Annotated in this window: 2 protein-coding genes; one reads left to right on the top strand and one right to left on the bottom strand. The window is 78.0% G+C overall.

The features are described 5' to 3' along the window. Positions 1–652, bottom strand: a 652-nt coding sequence (locus ABD308_RS36355; protein WP_344344470.1) for a DUF6348 family protein, incomplete at its 3' end; no start/stop codon positions are given. Positions 653–898: 246 nt separating this feature from the next. Between ABD308_RS36355 and ABD308_RS36350 the strand changes: the two genes are divergently transcribed. Then, entirely contained in the window at positions 899–1,450 is a 552-nt protein-coding gene (locus ABD308_RS36350; protein ID WP_344344468.1) for a DUF6197 family protein, read from the top strand. The last annotated feature ends 32 nt before the right edge of the window (positions 1,451–1,482 follow it).

Raw genomic sequence — 1,482 nt, 5'->3', positions numbered from 1 at the left:
CGAACAGCCGCGCCCAGCACAGCCGCTCGCCGCGCGGCCAGTCCAGCGCCCGCAGCGCCGCCGACGCCGCCTCGTCGACCTCGCCGTCGATCCTGACCTCGGCCACGTCGTCCCCCGACCGCCCGCCGAGGAACAGCTTCACCCCGTGCGGCCGCCGCGCGCCCGGCCCGGCCAGCGCCGGCAGCAGCGCGGGCGCCAGCGCCGGAACCACCCGGTTCCCGGCCAGCCAGGCCGCCAGCCGCTCGTTGCCGAACCCGAAGACCGCCGCCGGCCCCTGGACGGCGTGCCAGCCGGGCAGTTCGGGGTGGTCGGCGTGGTCGGCGTGCGCGCCGCGGCCCTCCCGCAGCTCGACCAGCGCGGCCGCCGTGGTGGTCGCCCACATCCGCACCGCGTTGTTGAGCTTCTCCTCCTCGGTCTCGCCGAGGCCGGCCGTGCAGTCCCACACCACCGGCGCGTCCGCCCGGCCGAGCTCCATCGCCCAGCCGAGGTCGACGTGCCCGGCGCCCTCGCCGCCGGGGTGCTCCCGGACGGCCACCGCGACCGTCCCCGGGCCGCGCACCACCTCGCCGTCGACGGTGAAGCCCTGCCCGAGCCGCGCCATCTCCCGGACCACGCAGCGCTGAATGACGGCCAGTCGGTCCTGCGGGCGCACGGGGACTCCTCAGCTCACGGCTTCGAATCGTCTCGAACGCCATCTGCCATCGAACTGCTCTCGAACGCCGCCGAGGCTATCGGCCCGAAGGCCCCCCGGGAAACCGTCCGGGCGCCGCCGCCCCGTGCGGGCCCGGCGCTCCCGGCGCGCCGCCACCCTCGCGGAGATGACCGGTATGCACCATTTTGGGTAGCGAGAACCGCGCGAGAACGCGCGGGAAGCACCCGCTCCGCCTGGAGAACCCGCATGCCCCGCACCGCCCTGAGACCGGCGCCCGCCGCCCTGATCGCCCCCCTGGCCGCCCCGGACGCCGCGGGGCTGGTCGGCGAGATCGAGGCGTACCTCGCCTCGCTGCCCGCCCCCGCGCGCACCCCGGCGTCCTACGTCTGCCCGTACGGTTCGGTGCCGCGGCCCTGGCACGCCGGCCATCAGCCGCCCCGGGTCACCCTGCTCGACCGGGCGCTGCGCCGCCCGCCCAGGCCCGCCCCGGTCAGCGCCGCCGAGCACCTCGGCCTCGCCTCCCGCTACATCGCCGCGCACGGCTGGCTGCAGGGGGCGATGTGGGACGCGGCCGGCCGGGTCTGCCTGCTCGGCGCCCAGGCGGCGGTGCTCGCCCACGGGTTCGGCACCCCGGCCACCGTGAGCACCGCCCGGGTCCAGCTGATGGAGGTGCTGCACGCCACCGGCCGCCCGGTGAACTCCCCGGACGAGTTCAACGACCGGCCCGCCACCCGCCAGGCCGACGTCCACCGGCTGCTGGAGCGGGCCGCCGCCCGGGCCGCCCGGCTGGGCCTGTGAGGACGGCGGGCGCGGGACGGGGCTGACGGCCC

Source organism: Kitasatospora putterlickiae (genome assembly GCF_039527695.1).
GTDB lineage: Bacteria > Actinomycetota > Actinomycetes > Streptomycetales > Streptomycetaceae > Kitasatospora > Kitasatospora putterlickiae.
This window is presented reverse-complemented; position numbering and strand designations above follow the sequence as displayed.